We start from the raw sequence: 16,485 nt of genomic DNA on the forward strand, positions 1-16,485 counted from the left end.
CTTATCTTTCCTTTGCGAGCGTGATAGTAGGCAAAATGGATTATTTATGCTGTGAAACATCGCACAAAATGTTACAGAATTATGACAATCGAAAACAAATGCGCATCGCATCACGATTAATTTTCGTTATGCGCGCGTTTATTTTCGATTAAGCCCAAAAAAGACAAGGGATGACGCAGAATGGAGATATCGTGAGCCAAAAGGAAAAGAAGGGCGTTACAGATAAATACGGACAGGGGCGAAAGCAGGAAACCGGCATGTGCGGAAAATCACGAGCGCCCGGCGATGTACGGGCGCTCGGTTGAGCCGTCAGACCGAATGCGTGTCGACCACCTGCACCCAGCCCTGGCTTGCCGTCACGTCCTGGCCGTTCAGCCAGCGGCGCACCAGCGTAAGGGCCATCATGGCACAAATCTCCTGACGAATACGCAGCGCGTAACGGCTGGCGTTAAAGCGCAGGCGCACGGCGTGTGTGGCCTGCGGCGTGGTCAGCGCGATGTTAATCTCGTCGTCTTCAAAGCTCGCAATGCTCAGCGCCAGATCGGCGAGATGGCGGGTACGGCGCTCCACGTTCCAGTGGGCGGTCTGCGCCAGCGTCTCCACCTGGGCGGGCAGCACTTCGCTTGCCAGCAGCGGCGCGTCGGCGCCCGACAGTTGCAGCGCCAGCAGGCCCGCGGTGAACTGCTCGCTTAACGTAATGCTGAGCTGCTGCTCGCGCAGGCAGCGGGCAATCTGGACAGGCAGCGTTTCGGTGCCTTCAAAAATCAGGCTGTCGCCCGCCACCGCACGCACTTGCGGCCAGAGGGCCTCCATCTCCGCGCGGCGCGACGCAGGCCCGGTGAGTTTGAGTTCGATAATCGGCGTGGAGGAGCGATAACCCATCACTACGTCCGGCGGTAGCGTCAGGGGATCGAGCGCGGCGGCGAGATCGCTTTCGGAGCGCCCGAACGTGGTCAGACGCAGGCAGAGCGGTGGCAGAGGGAACGTAAAGCGCTCGCGCAGGCGCGGCAGGATCTCATGCTCCACCATCCGTTTGAATTCAGACGGCACGCCCGGCGTGAAGAAAATCAGACAGCGGTTGAGCTTAATCGCGAACCCGCAGGCGGTGCCGACCGGGTTGTCGATCATTTCGCTGCCCGCCGGCAGCAGCGCCTGTTTGCGGTTGCTTGCGGCCATCACGCGCCCGCGTTCCGAGAAAAAGCGCTCCATCTGCGCGAGCCAGCCTTCGTGCAGCGTAAGCTCAACACCCGCCGCGCGGGCCGCCGCCTCGGCGCTGAGATCGTCACTGGTCGGCCCGAGGCCGCCGTTGACGATTAAGATATCGGCGTGCTGGCTGCGCTCGGTCAGCGCGGACACCAGCGATTCGAGACTATCGCCCACGGTGTTGCGGCGGGTCAGCGGCAACCCCTGATTAAAAAACAGATCGGCAAGCCAGGCGGCGTTGGTATCGACAATCTGACCGTGGAGCACCTCATCGCCGGTCGAGAGCATTTCTGTCTGTAGCATTATTTTCTCCGCAGGAAGGGAAGGCTTTACTATAGCGCGCAGAGAAAAGAAGAAGGAGAAAAACAGGCGCGGCGGAACACCGCGCCCGGAAAATCAGAACCCTGCGCTGACGCCCAGGTACGGGCCATCGGCCACTTTGCTGTCGCGATCGCCATCTTTACCGGTCATATTGATATAACGGTAACCGGCTTCCACGCTGAGCGGGCGGAACAGGGAGAAACGCGCGCCCGCGCTGGCTTCCTGGTAGTCGTTCACGCCGCTGGAGAGCGAATCCGGCGAATAGTAGTAATCGCCAAACAGCGAGAAGCGCTGCCCGATATCCCAGCGCACGCCGCCGCCGACGGCCGCCGCGTAGCCTTCATCCCCTTCGTTCGGGTTCAGGTAAATGGCCTTCACGCCCGGCGTGACCATAAACGGCCCCAGCGGCATATTGAAGCCCAGTCCCGCGCCCACGATATCGCCATGATCGTCATTGTGCGCCCAGTTGCCGGTCAGCTGCAGACCGCTGCTTTCCGTGCCGAAACCGACGCCCATATTGGTGTAATGCTCGCCCACAGAACCGTTGACGCTGACAGCGCCCGCCTGAGTGGCAGCCAGCAGCAGGCCGGCCAGTGCTAAACGAAGTGTGTTTTTCATTCCATGTATCTCAAAAAAAGAAAAAGAGTCCTGCAAACGCAACGCGGCATTGTACCTGTATCGGGGCGGCGATCAATGCGAGGCGGTCACCGCCTCCCTTCGGCGCGTGAAAAAGGAGAAAACACCTATGCGGATCAGCATTAAATGGCGCTCTGGCCGCGCGCGGACGGATGCAGCGGCAGACGCACGCGCACCAGCAGTCCGCTGAGCTGCTCGCCTTTTAACAGTTCTGCCCGGGTGCGGTGCCAGCGGGCGATATCGTTAACCAGCGCCAGCCCCAGCCCGGCGCCGGGGTGCGCGCTGGCGTTATCGAGACGGCGAAACGGCGTCAGCGCCTGGTCGCGCTGGGCGGCGTCAATCCCAGGGCCGCTGTCTTCCACCTCAAGACGCGCTTCGCCCGCCTCAACGCAGACGCGTACCGTCACCACGCCGCCTGCGGGCGTATATTTCAGCGCGTTATCCAGCAAGTTGGCGCACAGCTCGGCCAGTAGTAACGGCTCGGCGGCGACCCACACCGGCCCCTCTTCACCTTCGTAACCGAGATCGACCGGTTTGCTGCGCGCCTGCGGCAGGCGGGAGAAGCAGCTTTCCCGCGCCGCCGCCACCAGATCCACCACATCAAGCGTGCGCGTATCGCCCGGCTCCGCGCGCCGCAGCGTCGCGAGCTGCAACAACCGCTCGGTCAGATCGATAGTCTGATCGAGCGTCGCGCTCATCGCCTGGAGGCTTTCGCGCCATTGCGCCGGATCGGCGCTGGCCAACGCGACGGCCGCCTGAGTTTTCAGCACGGTGAGCGGCGTTTTTAACTGATGCGAGGCGTCGGCGCTAAAGCGCTCCTGGCGGGCAATCAGCGCGCGCAGACGGCTGATATAGCGGTTGAACGCGATGATCAGCAGCCGCGTTTCCGACCACGGCAGCAGATCGGGCAGCGGCGTCAGCTCGCCGGGCGAGCGTCTGACCATCAGGCGCGACAGCTTACGCATCGGCTTGAGTACGCGACGCAGTAACAGTCCGGCGAGCACCAGCGTTAACAGCACCAGTCCGCCCTGCGAAAGCGCAGACGAGATAAGCAACTGTCGGGCCAGCAGATGACGCGACTGCAACGTCTCGGCGACGTAAATCTCCGCCATGCCGTTAATGCCATCTTCATTGACCGGCTGTAGCAGCCGCGCCACCCGCAACCGCTGGCCCTGATAGGTCGCGTGATAAAACCACGCCAGCGCCGGGTAAAGGTCGGTACGCGCCACCCCGCGCGGCATCGACGGCAGATCGTCATAGCCGGAGATCACCCGCCCGTGCGTATCCTGTACTTTGTAGTAGAGCCGGTCATTCATGTTGCGCTCGACGCTGTCCAGCACCACCCAAGGCACGTCCGCCTGCAATTCACCGTGCTGGACGTTCAGGCGCTCGGCAAGAATGCGCGCCGAGGCCAGCAGCGTGCGATCGTAGGCCTGGGTCGCGGCATTCAGCGCGCTGACATAGCTGTTTAAGGCCGAAAACGCCCACAGCAGCAGGAGCGGCAGGCCGAGAAACAGCAGCAGTTTTCCGAGCAGGGATTCAGGGCGCCACCAGCTCATCGCTGCACTCCAGCACATAACCCAGGCCGCGCAGCGTGGTGATTTGAACATTGCTCGCCAGCAGCTTTTTGCGCAGCCGGTGAATATAGATCTCGATGCTTTCCGGGCTGACGTCGTCGCTTAAGCTGAACACCTGTTCGAAAAGTTGCTGGCGCGTGACCGGACGGCGGCGGCGATACATCAGCACCGTTAAAAGCGCATGTTCGCGCGGCGTGAGCGCCAGCGGCCTGCCCTGTAGCTCGAAATAACCTTCGTCGTGAAAAGTCAGCTCGCCGAGACGCTGCGCCTCCTGCACCTGCCCTTCGCTGCGGCGCACCAGCGCGCGCAGCCGCGCCTCCAGCTCGCTCAGCTCAAACGGCTTCGGCAGATAATCATCGGCGCCCTCGTTAAGCCCTTTCACCCGGTCGGCCACCGCGCCGTGGGCGGTGAGCAGCAGTACCGGCACCGCCTGTCCGCGACGGCGCAGACGGCTCAGCACCTCCAGCCCGCTCATGCGCGGCATTTCAATATCCAGCACCGCCACGGCGTAGCGCTCGTTTTGCAGCAGGTGATCCGCCGCCAGCCCGTCGCTCACGCAGTCCACCGCAAAGCCGGTGTTCGCCAGCGCTTTCTCCAGCCAGTGAGCCAGCTCACGGTTATCTTCGGCCAATAAGAGACGCATATCACATCCAGTAAAGTTTCTGTCGCGATGAAAGGAAACTGAAAGGCTTTAGTTTTAACAATCATGCAACCGATACGCTACAAAGCAGTTCACATAATCAGAAACATCACGGCAGTCATGCATGAGGATGAAAATGAAAACATCGCTTCTCTCTACCCTGTTAGCAACGTCACTGGCTTTCTCTTTTACCGCAGCGCAGGCGGCTGAGGCGCCGTCGCGCCCCGAGTGCATCGCGCCTGCCAAGCCCGGCGGCGGCTTCGATTTAACCTGCAAACTGATTCAGGTGAGCCTTCAGGAAACCGGCGCGCTGGAAAAACCGATGCGCGTGACGTACATGCCAGGCGGCGTCGGCGCGGTGGCCTATAACGCGATTGTGGCCCAGCGCCCCGGCGAGCCGGGCACCGTGGTGGCGTTTTCCGGCGGCTCGCTGCTCAATCTCTCGCAGGGCAAATTTGGCCGCTATAACGTCGACGACGTGCGCTGGCTCGCGAGCGTCGGCACCGATTACGGCATGATCGCGGTGCGCGCCGATTCGCCGTGGAAAACGCTCGGCGATCTGATGAAAGCGCTGGAGAAAGATCCCAACAGCGTGGTGTTTGGCGCGGGCGCGTCGATTGGCAGCCAGGACTGGATGAAGACCGCGCTGCTGGCCCAGAAAGCGGGCGTCGATCCGCACAAGATGCGCTACGTAGCCTTTGAAGGCGGAGGCGAGCCGGTCACCGCGCTGATGGGCAACCATGTGCAGGCGGTATCCGGCGATCTCAGCGAGATGGTGCCCTACCTCACCGGCAATAAACTGCGGGTGCTGGCGGTCTTCGCGAGCGAACGCCTGCCCGGCCAGCTCGCCCAGGTGCCCACCGCCAAAGAGCAGGGCTATGACCTGGTGTGGCCTATCATTCGCGGCTTCTACGTCGGCCCTAAAGTCAGCGACGCCGATTACCAGTGGTGGGTACAGGCTTTCGAAAAACTCCAGAAAACCGACGAGTTTAAAAAACAGCGCGATCTGCGCGGCCTGTTTGAGTTCAACCTGACCGGCAAGGCGCTGGATGAGTATGTGAAAAATCAGGTCAACGACTACCGCGAAAAAGCCAAAGCCTTTGGGCTGGCGAAATAGCGCAGGAGGATGTGATGAGCGATCGCATTTTTGCGGGGATCTGGATCCTGCTCTGTATCGGCGGGCTGTTTGTCGCCTGGCAGATCCACAGCGAGTACGCCTACGAGCCGGTCGGGCCGCGTCCGTTCCCGATGGGCATTATCGCCCTGATGCTGCTGTGCGCGGTGCTGTTACTGCTGCGCCGCCCGGATGTCGTGGACTGGCCGCACAACGCCGTGCTGCAACGGCTGGTGGTGATGGTGATTGTGTTGCTGCTCTACGCCTGGGGCTTTGAATGGCTGGGCTTTCCGCTCGCCACCGCGCTGCTGACGGCGGTGATCGGCATGCTTTTCGGCGCGCAGCTGACGGCGGCGCTGGTGTCCGGCGTGGTGATGGGCGGCGTGCTCTGGTACGCCTTTGACCGCTTGCTTGACGTGACGCTGCCTCTCGGGGCCTGGCTTAATTAACGGGAGCTTTATATGGATACCTGGCTTTATCTCTCGCAGGGCTTCGCCGTCGCGCTGACGCCCACCAATCTGCTGATTGCGCTTATTGGCTGTTTCGTCGGCACCATCGTCGGGCTGCTGCCGGGCCTCGGGCCGATTAACGGCGTCGCCATTCTGCTGCCGCTGGCGTTCGCGATACATCTGCCGGCGGAATCGGCGCTGATCCTGCTCGCCACGGTCTATATCGGTTGTGAATATGGCGGGCGCATTTCATCGATACTGCTTAACGTGCCGGGCGACGCGGCGGCGATCATGACGGCGCTGGACGGCTACCCGATGGCGCAGCAGGGGCGCGGCGGCGTGGCGCTCTCTATCTCCGCCGTCAGCTCGTTCGTCGGCTCGTTTATCGCCATCGTCGGCATTATTCTTTTCGCGCCGGTGCTGGCGGAGTGGTCGCTGGCCTTCGGCCCGGCGGAATATTTCGCGCTGATGGTCTTTGCTATCGCCTGTCTCGGCAGCATGATGGCGCAAAACCCGCTGAAGTCGTTCCTGGCCGCGCTGATTGGCCTCGGGCTTGCGACGGTGGGCGTGGATGCCAACACCGGCGTGTATCGCTTTACGTTTGACAGCGTGCATCTCTCGGATGGCGTGCAGTTTATCGTGGTGGTGATTGGCCTGTTCTCGGTCTCTGAAATCCTGCTGATGCTGGAGAGCACCAGCAGCGGCCAGACGCTGGTGCGAAAAACCGGACGCATGCTGTTTAACGCCAAAGAAGCGGCCGCCTGTACGGGCGCGACGCTGCGCTCATCTATCATCGGCTTTTTTGTCGGCATCCTGCCGGGCGCGGGGGCGACCATCGCCAGCGCCATTACCTACATGACAGAGAAGAAGCTCGGCGATAAAGACGGCTCGTTCGGCAAAGGCGATATTCGCGGCGTGGCGGCCCCCGAGGCGGCGAACAACGCCTCGGCCTGCGGCTCGTTTATTCCGATGCTGACCTTAGGCGTGCCCGGCTCCGGCACCACGGCGGTAATGATGGGCGCGCTGACGCTCTATAACATCACGCCGGGGCCGGCGATGTTTACCGAGCAGCCGGATATCGTCTGGGGACTTATCGCGGCGCTGCTTATCGCCAACGTGATGCTGCTTATCATGAACATTCCGCTGATCGGCCTCTTCACCCGGATGCTGACCATTCCGCTGTGGTTCCTGGTGCCAGCGATTGCTGCTGTCTCGGCGGTGGGCGTCTACGCGGTGCACAGCACGACATTCGATCTGCTGCTGATGGTGGGCCTCGGCGTGCTGGGCTATATCCTGCGTAAAATGCACTTTCCGATGTCGCCGCTGATTCTGGGCTTTGTGCTGGGCGAGATGCTGGAGCAGAACCTGCGCCGCGCGCTCTCTATCAGCAACGGCGAGCTCGGTATCCTCTGGCAGAGCGGCGTCACCAAAACTCTGCTGATCATGGCCACGCTGGTGATTGTCGTCCCGCCGCTGCTGAAGCGGCTACGTAAGCGTCAACAAAAGCGTAAAGCGGCCGTTGATGTCGGCTAACCTCCACGGCCCTTCACGCGAAGGGCCGCGTTATGCTTGCGGGCGGAGCGTGTGTGTCGCCCATTGCGTAACGTCACGGCGGGAAATTTTAATCCCGCCGTTTTTAAGCGTTTCCGGCAGCCGCAGCCAGGCGACCGGCTGCTCAAATCTCGCCAGCTTGTCGCCTGCCCAGAGACGCAACGCCTGCGGCTCGAATGACGCCTCACACTCCACTACCGCCACCGGTCGCGCGCCGAACTCGTCATCCTCCAGCGGTACGATAAACGCCTGACGCACCTGCGGATGCTCGCTCAGCACGCGCTCGATCGCCTCCGGCTGAACGCCTTCCCCACCGCAGAAAAAGAGATTATCCAGCCGTCCGGGCACCCGTAATTTGCCGTCGCGCCACGCGCCGCGATCGCGGGTGGCGAACCAGCCCTGCGCATTGGTGAGCGGCACCAGCCCGCCGTCGCGCCAGTAGCCGGCGGCCATGCTGCTGCCGCGCAGCCAGATCTCATCGCCCGCGAGCATCACTTCGCGCCCTGGCAGCGCTACGCCCACGTCGGCCTCGCCGTCGGCGCGCTTCGCGCATACCGTGGAGGCAAACTCCGTCAGTCCGTAGCCGCACCAGCAGGCGATATCACGCCGCGCCGCCGCTTGCGTCAGCGCAACCGGGATCGCAGCGCCGCCGAGCAACACAGCTTTGAGGCTCAGGCGACGCTCCGGCATCGCTAACAGCCGCCAGAGCTGGGTCGGCACCAGCGAGGCGTGCGTACAGCCTTCCAGCGCCTCGTAAAGCGGCAGAGAGTCACGCACCGCCAGCTGCGCGCCTGCCCGCAGCCAGCGCCAGAAAATCCCCTGCCCGGAGACGTGAAACAGCGGCAGCGAGAGCAGCCAGCAGTCGGCGTCATGAAACGGGATCAGGCTCAGTACGCCCTTCGCACTCTCCAGATGCGCGCGCGCCGTGTGAACAGCGGCTTTCGGCAGACCGCTGGAGCCGGACGTCAGCGTCATGGATACAAGACGATCCGCCTGCCACACCGCAACAGGCGCCGCCGCAGCCTCACGCCAGTCGAGCAACGTAAGGCCCGGCAGCGCGGGCGCATCGCCGGTTTGAACGGCATAACGCAACGTGAGCGACGGCAGCAGCGCGTTGATTAACGGCGCCGGAAGTTGCGGATTAAGCGGCAAAATACGCGCGCCGCACTGCAACAGCGCAAGCCAGGCGAGCAGCGTTCGCTCGCTGTTTTTCGCGCACAGCGCCACACCGTCGCCCTCGCTTACGCCCTGCTGATGAAAACCGGCGGCAAGGGCATCAATACGTTTGCAGAGCGCGCGCCAGGTGATATCGCCACTGGCGGCGCGCAGCGCGATAGCGTCCGGCCGCACATTCGCCCAGTGGCGCCATGGCCAGTCAAAGAAGCTCACAACAGCGGCTCCAGCGCATCCACAGGCCAGCACGGCAACGGGCTGTCAGGCCACGGGCGCACCAGCTGAGCCTGCATCAGCGCGAGCGTATCCAGCCCCGGCGTGACGCCCGGCGTCAGCCAGGCGGCAAGCCGCGCGAGCTGGGTCAGGCCGAGGCTTGACTCAATGGAAGAACTGATAACCGCCGTCAGGCCCAGCGCGTGAGCCTGCGCCACCTGTTGCTGTACCTTTTGCAGGCTGCCGGTGAGCGTCGGTTTGATAATCACCGCCCGCAGTCCAGGCTCGGCGGCAAACGCAAAGTCCGCCTCGCGCAGGCTCTCATCCCAGGCGATGGCAATGCCGGTTTCGGTGGCGAACGCGCGGGAATCGTCAGGGGTTTTGCACGGCTCCTCAATAAACTCAATGCGCGAGCGGTACGCCGGGTTAACGTATTTCGCGAACTGCTGCGCTTTCACTGGCGTCCAGGCGCGGTTCGCGTCAAGCCGCAGGCGCAGCGCAGGCAGCGCCTCCAGCAGCAGGTTGACGACCATGCCGTCGCGCACCGCCTCATACAGCCCCACTTTGACCTTGGCGACGCGATCGCCGCTCTGCCCGGCAAGGCGCGCGAAGAGTTCATCCGGATCCCCCGTACACAGCGGCGCGACGTGGTAATTCGCGGCCTCGGGCAGCGTGCCGTGAAGCTCCGCCTGCGCCATGCTTAAACCAAACGCGACGCTCGCTGCTTCCGGCAGCGGCTGTGTATCTCCGCGCTGCCAGGCATTGAGCCAGTCGCGCGCGGCGGCAAGCGCAGTGTCCAGCGTCTCGTCGCTAAACCCAGGCAGCGACGCAACTTCGCCCCATCCTTCGCGCCCGTTGTCAGAAAGGCGCACCAGCAGGCCGTCGCGGGTTTTCAGGCGCCGCTCCCGCAGCACCACGCCGGCGTCCATCGGCACCTGATAACGATAAAGCTGAGCCGCGCGCATTATGGGTTACGCTTGAATTTGCTGAAATCCGGCTGGCGCTTCTGGTTGAACGCGTTGCGCCCTTCCTGACCCTCTTCGGTCATATAAAAAAGCATGGTGGCGTTGCCCGCCAGCTCCTGAAGCCCCGCCTGGCCGTCGCAATCGGCATTCAGCGCCGCCTTCAGGCAGCGCAGCGCCATCGGGCTGTTTTGCAGCATCTCGCGACACCAGCGCACCGTCTCTTTCTCCAGCTCCGCCAGCGGAACAACGGTATTCACCAGGCCCATATCCAGCGCCTGCTGCGCGTCGTACTGACGACACAGGAACCAGATTTCACGCGCCTTTTTCTGGCCGACGATGCGCGCCATGTAAGAGGCCCCCCAGCCGCCGTCAAACGAACCGACTTTCGGGCCGGTCTGGCCAAACACCGCGTTTTCCGCCGCAATGGTCAGATCGCACATCATATGCAGCACATGGCCGCCGCCAATCGCATAACCCGCCACCATCGCCACCACCGGTTTCGGGCAGGTGCGGATCTGCCGCTGGAAATCGAGCACGTTGAGATGATGCACGCCGGAGTCGTCCTGATAGCCGCCGTAGTCGCCGCGCACTTTCTGGTCGCCGCCCGCGCAGAAGGCTTTTTCCCCTTCGCCGGTGAGGATAATGACGCCGATGTTGTCGTCATAGCGCGCATCCGCCAGCGCCTGGATCATCTCTTTAACGGTGAGCGGGCGAAACGCGTTGCGCACCTGCGGACGGTTGATGGTGATTTTAGCAATGCCGTCAGTGGATTTCTGATAGCGGATATCGGTGTAGCCTTCCGAACAGTCGAGCCATTCGGCAGGCGCATAGAGCATCGCTTCATCAGGGTAGATCATGGGAATTCTCCGTTAGGGGCGCAAAATCGCGTTAAGACAGCGGGCCACCGCAGCCGGATTTTCCCGGTGCGCGTTATGGCCCGCGCCAGTAATGACATGCAAAGGCACATTGAGCGTGGCGGCGAGCGCGCGAAACTTCGCATCGCGCTCGCCGCACAAGTAATGAAACGGTACAGAGAGACGCGAAAGCGCCTCATACAGCGGCGGCTGGCGGCCGAGCGACGTGGCTTCCAGCATCGCGGCCAGGGCTGCGGGTTGATTGCGGGCGCGCAGCGTGATTAATTCCCGGCGCTGTGCATCTGTCAGCGTGGCGAAAACGGGCTGGCGATACCAGGCGTCGAGCACCGTTTCAATTGGTTCATCATGAAACCGCTGCGCCCAGCGCTTGTCTGCGGCGAGACGCGCGTCGCGCTCATCGGCATTCAGAAGCCCCGGATGGCCGCCCTCCACCACCAGCCCGCGCAGGCCGGGCGTATCGCCCTGCGTGGCGTGAAACATCGCTATCCGCCCGCCGAGCGAGTAGCCCACCAGCCAGTAGTTAAGTATGTTGTAACTATTTAACGTTGCGATGAGCCGTTCGTTAACGTGCGCAAAATCCACGGCGCAGAGATGCGCCGAGCCGCCGTGGCCCGGCAGATCGATAAACAGATGGTCATGCTCTGCGCAGGCCGCGGCGATCGCCTGCCACTCGCGGTGGTCGCCGAGAAAACCGTGCAGCCAGACGACAGCGCCGCGCGCGGCAGTTCGGGCGGGCTGAAAATGCGCGGCCAGCGGCATCAGGCGCACACCGCTTTCAGTAAACGCGAGAATACCTGCGCGCCGGCGGTTTCCGGGACGCGCAGCTCAATGACGGTCGCGACCGGCGAACGCCACGCGCGCGTCATCGTCTCCTGAAGCGCTGCCAGGCTCTCCGGCGCGTCGTAATTCAGCGAGAACATCGCCGCCGCAGGCGCAAAGCTGACGTTTTGCGGCATACAGTAAAATTTTTCGCGCTCGCGGGCGGGCGTCGGGAGCATGGAGAAAATCTGCCCGCCGTTGTTATTCACGACGATCAGCACGAAAGGCGCAGGCGCGTCGCGCAGGAGCGCCAGCGCGTTAAGATCGTAAAGCGTGGAGAGATCGCCCAGCACCGCCAGCGTGGGCTTCCCGGTGGCGCGCTGGACGCCCGCCGCGGTAGAGACCAGCCCGTCGATGCCGCTCGCGCCGCGGTTGCCGTAGACCGGATAACCGGCGGGCAACTGCGCCAGCGCGTCCACCAGCCGCACCGTCAGGCTGTTGCCGAGAAAAAGCTGGCCGTCTGGCGGCAGCAGTTCGGGCAGCCGGTGCGCCACCTGCGCCTCGCCCCACTCGGTGAGTTCGCGCATCACGATACGCTGCGTCTGCGCCGCCAGTCCTTCGAGCGGCTCGGCCCACGGCATCGCCGGGCGTGCCGGGTGCTGTTCAAGCCAGGCGGAGATATTCGCCACGATCCGACGCCCGCGGTGGTGCGCCGGATCGAGCCGCCCTGGCAGCGGGTCTACCATCCAGTACTCCTGCGGGCGACATTCACTTTGCCACTGCAACACGCGTTTGCCGGTCAGGCTGCCGCCAAACTGCACGACAATCTGCGCCTGTTCCAGCAGCGCGGCGGCATGCGGGTACGCGAGCCACAGATCGGCGCACGGCAGCGGCTGGCCGGTTTGCGAGAGCACATCGCCGATTAGCGGCCAGCCAAGACGCGCCGCCCACTGCGCGACGGCCCGGCCCTCCTGCGCCGTCAGCCTGCCTGCCAGCACCACGCCGCGCTGTTCGCGCCAGAAAGGCCAGTCGGCCTGCGCGCTGACGGCCTGCGGATCCTCATAGCGCAGCCAGGGCGTTTTCGTCTGCCACCACTCGCCCGGCACCTGCTGCCACGCGAGGCCCGTATCGTCCAGCTCGCCATAGAGCGGTTCGGCGAACGGCGCGTTGATATGCAGCGCGCCCGCTTTCAGCGCCCCCATCTTTTCATCGATGGCGCTGATAAGCCAGGCGGCGGGAATGGACGGCGTGGGGCGTGGTAAATCGAGCGTGGCGGCGGGGTGTGAGCCAAAAATCGCGTGCTGGCGAATCGCCTGGTTCGCGCCGCAATCAATCAGCTCCGGCGGGCGGTCGGCGGTAATCGCCACCAGTTTTTCGCCCGTCAGCCCGGCTTCTATCACCGCGGGATAAAGGTTCGCCACTGCCGTACCGGATGTCACAATCACCGCCACCGGCTCGCCGCTCGCTTTGGCGAGCCCGAGCGCCAGATGGCCAAGACCGCGCTCGTCAAAATGGGTATGCAGCGTGAACGCCGGATGTTGCGCGGCGGCGAGCGTCAGCGGCGTGGACCGCGAACCCGGCGCGATGCAGAGATGGCGCACGCCGTGGCGGCTCAGCGCTTCGAGAATGACGTCAGCCCAGCGGCGGTTGAAGGTGCTTGTCGACATAAGCTTGTCCGGTATCAATTTAGCCGGTTTATTATAAAGCCTCGTCGAAATCGAATTTTGATATGGGTCGGGTTGTGGCGCGGCTCAGTCCGCCAGAAGCGTAAGCAGGGCCGCCGCTTTGTTCTCGATTTCCTGCCATTCCAGCGCGGCCTGCGAGCCAGCCACCAGCCCAGCGCCCGCATACACGCGGATCGTCTCATCCTTCAGCCGCGCCGAGCGCAGGCTCACGCAAAACTCTGACTGCTCCAGCGACAGATACCCGGCGGAGCCCGCGTACCACTCGCGATCGAACGGCTCGTGGTCAGCGATAAAACGACGCGCCGCCTCGCGCGGCAGGCCCGCCACCGCGGCGGTGGGCTGTAACTGATGCAGGCACGCGGCGTCATCGGGCGCGAAAAGCCGCGCCGCGATCGCGCATTTCAGATGCTGTACACGCCGCAGCCGCACCACTTCCGGTAGCCGCGCCGTAATGCTGTGTGCAATCGCCTGTAGCCGCTCTCGAATGTCTTCCACCACCAGCGCGTTTTCACGGCAGTTTTTATCATCATTGAGCAGCCAGACAGCGCGCGCCTGCGCCTGGTCGTCGTCAGGAAGGTTCTCTACCGTGCCCGCCAGCGCCTCGGTATCGAGCGCCAGCCCGCTGCGCCGCCATAACCGCTCCGGCGTCGAGCCAAGAAACGCCTCGCGCGCGCTGAACGCCAGATAAAAATGGTAGCAGCGGCGATTGGCCTCCCGGCTGGCGGCCATCAGGGCGGTGGCGTCCGGCGGCGAGAGAAAACGCAAATCGGTGGCGCGCGCCAGCACCACTTTAGCGAAATCGCCGCGATCGATGGCGTCTGTCGCCGCCCCGACCAGCTGCGCCCACTGCTGCGCCTGAGGAACATCGCAACGGCTGACGCGCCGCGGCGGGCGTTGCATCAGCGTTTGCCGCGGCGGTTGCAGATTGTGGATAAGCGGCTTTAACGCCTGCGCCGCCTTTTGCTGCGAGCAGGCGCTGTAAATATTCACTATCAGCCAGGCGCGATCGCCCTCCCGGCGAAGCTCCAGGCGCGGGATGAAGAAAAGCCCGTTTTGCGGATCAAACGCGTTCAGCCCCCAGGCGCGCAGTCCTGGCGTATCCGCATGCTGGCGCAAAAACGCCTGCGCCTCGTTAAGACTTGAGAATGTGCACGCCGCGCCAAGCGTGGCGGCCTCTTCATGGCCCTCGCGCGAGCGCCAGTAAAACTGGGGATATCCCGGCTGTGCGCCAAGCCAGGCGAGAAAATCACAGGATTCAGGGGAGAATTCAAAGGCGCAGCGGCAGAGGCCAGGGGCATCCGGCACGTCGGCAAGCGTCTTTTCAGCCAGCGCCTGCGCGGCGGCGAGGGTCTTCACAGGTTTCCTTCCCTTTGCTTAAAACCATGCATTCTACAGGGTCTTAAGAGCAAAAAAAATGGCGCACCCGAAATGGATGCGCCGGTGCGCGATGTGCGGAATTAACGGCGGGCTAACAGCAGGCCCAGCACCAGACCTGCGGCGGCGCCGATACCGACGCCCTGCCACGGTTTTTCATGCACGTAGTCATCGGCACGATAGACCGCCTGTTTGGCGCGGAAGTAGTAGTTGTCAGACGCCGTGCTGACGCGGTTTTTCACGTCATGCAGCGCCTGCTCAGCGCGGGCTTTCAGCTCGACATATTTTTGATCCGCCGGGTCGCCGGAAGAACGCAGGATCTCTTCCAGGGTGTCGCTCAGCAGGGTCAGGTCATCGTCTACACGTGTTTCATAAGGTTGTGAAGATAAAGGCATAACTGGTCTCCGTGTTAACAAGTTACCGGTTTGCTAACTATAGACACTCTCACGCTTTTTTGCCTGGACGCGGTTCGCGCCGCATCCCGATGTGCGGGATGCCGTCTTCGTCGTAGATATCGGTGGCGGGAACAAAGCCAAACTGCGCATAAAATGCCTGGAGATGCGCCTGCGCGCTCAGGTATAACGGGCTCTGCGGCCAGTTGCGCTCGCAGCTTTCCACCGCGCGCGTCATCAGCTCCACGCCCAGCTTTTCCCCCCGCGCGGCGCCTGAAACAATGACCCGACCTATCGCCACCGGCGCGTGCGGATCGTCACTTTTCAGAATCCTCGCATAAGCAATCAGCTGATTATCGCGCCACGCGAGCAGATGCCGGTTCTCGCCCACCAGATCTTCACCGTCCACATCGAGATAAGGACACGTTTGTTCAACCACAAACACTTCACAGCGCAGCTTCAGCAGCGCGTATAACGTCGGGACATCCAGCTCGGCGTGATGCTTATCCTGCCAGTCAATCATATTGGTCTCCAGAGTGTGCGGCGATCCTCGTTATACTAAAAGCTTTCACACAAACGTGCAGAGTAAATTCCTCATGGAACTGACATTTTTAGGCACCAGCGCCGGGCTGCCGTCCACCACCCGCAACGTGACGGCCATTGTCCTGAACCCGCAGAATAATCGCCCGGGTCTGTGGCTTTTTGACTGCGGCGAAGGCACCCAGCACCAGATGCTGCGCGCCACGGCTAACCCCGGCAAAATAGAGAAAATCTTTATCACGCACCTGCACGGCGATCATATCTTCGGGCTGCCGGGCCTGCTGTGCAGCCGCTCCATGGCGGGCTGCGAGACGCCGCTTGAGATTTACGGCCCAAAGGGCATCGCCGAATTTGTCGAAACCACGCTGCGCCTGAGCGGCTCCTGGACCAGTTACCCGCTGAACGTGCATGAGATTACCGAAGGGCAGCTGTTTGACGACGGCGAGCTTACCGTGACCGCGTTCCCGCTGACGCACCCGGTGGAGTGCTATGGCTACCGGATTGAGGAGCATGACAAGCCCGGCGCGCTGGACGCGGCGCGTCTTAAGGCGGCAGGCGTCGCGCCAGGGCCGCTGTTTCAGCAGCTCAAGCGCGGCGAGACGGTAACGCTCCCTGACGGGCGCACGCTGCGCGGCACCGATTACCTGAGCGCGCCCCGCCCCGGCAAAAAGATAGCGATTTTCGGCGATACCGGCCCGACGTCGCAGGCGGTTAATCTCGCCCGCGATGTCGATGTGATGATCCATGAAACCACGCTTGAAGCGGCGATGGCGGAGAAAGCTAACGGACGCGGACACTCGACCACGCAGCAGGCGGCAGCGGTGGCCAGAGACGCGGGCGCGAAGCGTCTGCTGATGACGCATTTCAGTTCGCGTTACGACGCGTCAGACTGTCAGCGGCTCCTTGCGGAGTGCCAGGCCGTGTTCCCGGCAAGCGAGCTGGCGGAAGACTTCCTGACCATCACGGTATAGCGCCCATAAAAAAACCGCCGGTAAACGGCGGTTTTTATCTTAAGCCA

16 protein-coding genes are annotated in these 16,485 nt (G+C 62.9%); 4 read left to right on the top strand and 12 right to left on the bottom strand.

Annotation, left to right across the window (positions count from 1 at the left end):
• Positions 1-309: 309 nt before the first annotated feature.
• The 4 genes from AFK65_RS13525 to tctD form a co-directional block, all read right to left on the bottom strand.
• On the bottom strand, positions 310-1,506 hold the full coding sequence (locus AFK65_RS13525; RefSeq protein WP_007699905.1) for a nicotinamide mononucleotide deamidase-related protein YfaY: 1,197 nt from the start codon (positions 1,504-1,506) through the stop codon (positions 310-312).
• 93 nt (positions 1,507-1,599) lie between these two features.
• Positions 1,600-2,142: a YfaZ family outer membrane protein gene (locus tag AFK65_RS13530; protein ID WP_032804782.1), complete on the bottom strand. Its 543-nt coding sequence runs from the start codon at positions 2,140-2,142 to the stop codon at positions 1,600-1,602.
• A gap of 140 nt (positions 2,143-2,282) precedes the next feature.
• Positions 2,283-3,719: a sensor histidine kinase gene (locus AFK65_RS13535; RefSeq protein WP_053531646.1), complete on the bottom strand. Its 1,437-nt coding sequence runs from the start codon at positions 3,717-3,719 to the stop codon at positions 2,283-2,285.
• Positions 3,700-4,380 (bottom strand): transcriptional regulator TctD, encoded by a 681-nt coding sequence (gene tctD / locus AFK65_RS13540; RefSeq protein WP_007699909.1) that lies wholly within the window; start codon positions 4,378-4,380, stop codon positions 3,700-3,702. The genes AFK65_RS13535 and tctD overlap by 20 nt, the downstream gene beginning before the upstream one ends.
• 133 nt (positions 4,381-4,513) lie before the next feature.
• On the opposite strand from tctD, the gene AFK65_RS13545 reads away from it, so the two are divergent.
• Genes AFK65_RS13545 through AFK65_RS13555 form a run of 3 tightly spaced genes read left to right on the top strand, consistent with a single transcriptional unit; the run spans position 4,514 to position 7,473 of the window.
• On the top strand, positions 4,514-5,494 hold the full coding sequence (locus AFK65_RS13545; protein WP_032805547.1) for a Bug family tripartite tricarboxylate transporter substrate binding protein: 981 nt from the start codon (positions 4,514-4,516) through the stop codon (positions 5,492-5,494).
• A gap of 14 nt (positions 5,495-5,508) precedes the next feature.
• Positions 5,509-5,940 (top strand): tripartite tricarboxylate transporter TctB family protein, encoded by a 432-nt coding sequence (locus tag AFK65_RS13550; RefSeq protein WP_007699919.1) that lies wholly within the window; start codon positions 5,509-5,511, stop codon positions 5,938-5,940.
• A 12-nt stretch (positions 5,941-5,952) separates the two neighbouring features.
• On the top strand, positions 5,953-7,473 hold the full coding sequence (locus AFK65_RS13555; protein WP_007699921.1) for a tripartite tricarboxylate transporter permease: 1,521 nt from the start codon (positions 5,953-5,955) through the stop codon (positions 7,471-7,473).
• A gap of 30 nt (positions 7,474-7,503) precedes the next feature.
• On the opposite strand, the gene menE is transcribed toward AFK65_RS13555, so the two are convergent.
• The 8 genes from menE to AFK65_RS13595 form a co-directional block, all read right to left on the bottom strand.
• On the bottom strand, positions 7,504-8,880 hold the full coding sequence (menE, locus tag AFK65_RS13560) for an o-succinylbenzoate--CoA ligase (RefSeq protein WP_038856676.1): 1,377 nt from the start codon (positions 8,878-8,880) through the stop codon (positions 7,504-7,506).
• Positions 8,877-9,842: an o-succinylbenzoate synthase gene (gene menC / locus AFK65_RS13565; protein WP_038856673.1), complete on the bottom strand. Its 966-nt coding sequence runs from the start codon at positions 9,840-9,842 to the stop codon at positions 8,877-8,879. Before menC ends, menE begins: the two co-directional genes overlap by 4 nt.
• Complete coding sequence (gene menB, locus AFK65_RS13570) at positions 9,842-10,699, bottom strand: 1,4-dihydroxy-2-naphthoyl-CoA synthase (RefSeq protein ID WP_007699940.1); 858 nt, start codon at positions 10,697-10,699, stop codon at positions 9,842-9,844. The genes menC and menB overlap by 1 nt, the downstream gene beginning before the upstream one ends.
• A gap of 12 nt (positions 10,700-10,711) precedes the next feature.
• Positions 10,712-11,476: a 2-succinyl-6-hydroxy-2,4-cyclohexadiene-1-carboxylate synthase gene (gene menH / locus AFK65_RS13575; protein ID WP_038856671.1), complete on the bottom strand. Its 765-nt coding sequence runs from the start codon at positions 11,474-11,476 to the stop codon at positions 10,712-10,714.
• Positions 11,476-13,143 carry a 2-succinyl-5-enolpyruvyl-6-hydroxy-3-cyclohexene-1-carboxylic-acid synthase gene (gene menD / locus AFK65_RS13580; RefSeq protein ID WP_038856668.1) on the bottom strand — a complete coding sequence of 556 codons (1,668 nt, stop codon included), beginning with the start codon at positions 13,141-13,143 and terminating at the stop codon, positions 11,476-11,478. Before menD ends, menH begins: the two co-directional genes overlap by 1 nt.
• A gap of 84 nt (positions 13,144-13,227) precedes the next feature.
• Positions 13,228-14,517 carry an isochorismate synthase MenF gene (menF, locus tag AFK65_RS13585; RefSeq protein ID WP_038856666.1) on the bottom strand — a complete coding sequence of 430 codons (1,290 nt, stop codon included), beginning with the start codon at positions 14,515-14,517 and terminating at the stop codon, positions 13,228-13,230.
• A 101-nt stretch (positions 14,518-14,618) separates the two neighbouring features.
• Complete coding sequence (gene elaB, locus AFK65_RS13590) at positions 14,619-14,930, bottom strand: stress response protein ElaB (protein WP_004388266.1); 312 nt, start codon at positions 14,928-14,930, stop codon at positions 14,619-14,621.
• Positions 14,931-14,979: 49 nt separating this feature from the next.
• The gene (locus AFK65_RS13595; protein ID WP_007699955.1) at positions 14,980-15,450 is read right to left on the bottom strand and encodes a GNAT family N-acetyltransferase; all 471 of its coding nucleotides are present in this window, start codon (positions 15,448-15,450) and stop codon (positions 14,980-14,982) included.
• Between the two features lie 73 nt (positions 15,451-15,523).
• Between AFK65_RS13595 and rnz the strand changes: the two genes are divergently transcribed.
• Positions 15,524-16,438, top strand: a complete 915-nt coding sequence (gene rnz, locus AFK65_RS13600) for a ribonuclease Z (RefSeq protein ID WP_007699957.1) — start codon at positions 15,524-15,526, stop codon at positions 16,436-16,438.
• Positions 16,439-16,485: the final 47 nt, after the last annotated feature.

It is taken from the genome of Cronobacter universalis NCTC 9529, from assembly GCF_001277175.1.
In the GTDB taxonomy this organism is placed as follows: domain Bacteria; phylum Pseudomonadota; class Gammaproteobacteria; order Enterobacterales; family Enterobacteriaceae; genus Cronobacter; species Cronobacter universalis.